The sequence below is a fragment of the Dietzia sp. DQ11-44 genome (assembly GCF_014145205.1).
In the GTDB taxonomy this organism is placed as follows: domain Bacteria; phylum Actinomycetota; class Actinomycetes; order Mycobacteriales; family Mycobacteriaceae; genus Dietzia; species Dietzia natronolimnaea.
The window spans coordinates 1-1,381 of the sequence record NZ_JAALEC010000554.1 but is presented as its reverse complement, the minus strand read 5'-3'; the positions used below and the strand labels follow the sequence as shown (position 1 = coordinate 1,381).

The following is a 1,381-nucleotide window of genomic DNA, read 5'->3' as shown; positions in this document are numbered from 1 at the left end:
GGGCGTCCGCACGGTGGCGGAGCTCGCCGAGGCCGGTCCCGAGCGCCCGCCGGACTGGAACGGCGAACCGTTCTCCGACGCCGTGCTGAGGGCCCGTGCGCACCGCGACGGCGAGGTCGTCGTCCCCAAGGTGGCCCGCCCCGCCATCCCGCGTGCGGACGTCGAGGTGGACGTGGACCTGGAGAGTCACCTGGACGACGGCGCCTACCTGTGGGGGACCCTGCTCACCCTGCGGGACGGGCGTCGCCTCGAGGCCGAGGGCTACCGGCCGTTCGCCACCTGGGCACGGTTGCCGGATCCGGACGAGGGTCGCTCGTTCGCCGAGTTCTGGCGCTGGCTCACCGGCATCCGGGACAGGGCCGAGGGGCAGGGGCGCACCTTCCGCGCCTACTGCTACTCGAGGTCCGCGGAGAACGGCTGGATGCTCTCGACCGCCACCAGGTTCGGGCCGGAGGGCACGGTGGCCGTCGTCAGAGGCGTCCCCTCGGTATCCGAGGTGCGGGGGTTCATCTCCTCTCCCCAGTGGGTCGACGTCCACGAAGCGGTGGCCACCCAGTTCGTCTCCACCTCCGGGCTCGGGCTCAAGGTGGTGGCGCCGGTGGCCGGATTCCACTGGCGTGACCCGGACGCCGGGGGTGAGCAGTCGATCGGGTGGTACCGGGATGCGCAGGCCTCGAGGGGGGTCGAGCGGGATTCCGGCAGGGAGCGCATCCTCGCGTACAACGAGGACGACGTCCGCGCGACCCGGGCTGTGCGGGAGTGGATTTCACGCGGATTCTAATTGAGTTCTCACTGAGAGGGAGCTGTGCTTCCCTTAAATTCAGGGATATGGTGGGGATAAGGGCGAAAGTTTACGACGCTCCCCGATCGTCGCGGCCGGAACCCGAAAGCTGTAGACCATCCCTCACGGGTGTCCCGTCGCGAACCCACGCGGATGCCGCGCCATATAAGGAGACGAACCCATGACGTTCTCGATCCGTAGGGCCGCTGCCGTCGCAGCCGCCACCGCCCTCGCCCTCTCCGGGGCGACCGCCGTCGCCTCCGCCCAGGACGGCACCGGAAGCCTGTCCGCCGACAGCCTCGGAGCCGACAGCCTGGGCACGTTGAGCAGCGGAAGCGAGGGCAGCGGCGACTCGGCCGGCGAGGGCTCCCTCCCGCAGGACCTCGGCTCGCTCATCCTCGAGGCCAACGCCACCGGGGAGGGCTCCCTCGACACCTCGGGCTCCGCCATCTTCGGCGAGCCCTCCACCGGTTCCCTGGCGCCCCTCGCGGGGTCGGTCATCGACGCCGCCGGGTCCATCACCCTGACCGACCCGGCACCCGGCACCGGCTCCGTCGACGCCAGTGGGTCCCTCCTGGACGAGTCGCTCGTCGGTTCGGT

The 1,381-nt window shown here is 71.0% G+C and carries 2 protein-coding genes; both read left to right on the top strand.

What is annotated here, in order from left to right:
• On the top strand, positions 1–781 hold a 781-nt coding region (locus G6018_RS13350; RefSeq protein ID WP_182639867.1), incomplete at its 5' end, for a TM0106 family RecB-like putative nuclease.
• 181 nt (positions 782–962) lie between these two features.
• On the top strand, positions 963–1,381 hold a 419-nt coding region (locus G6018_RS13345), incomplete at its 3' end, for a hypothetical protein (RefSeq protein ID WP_182639866.1).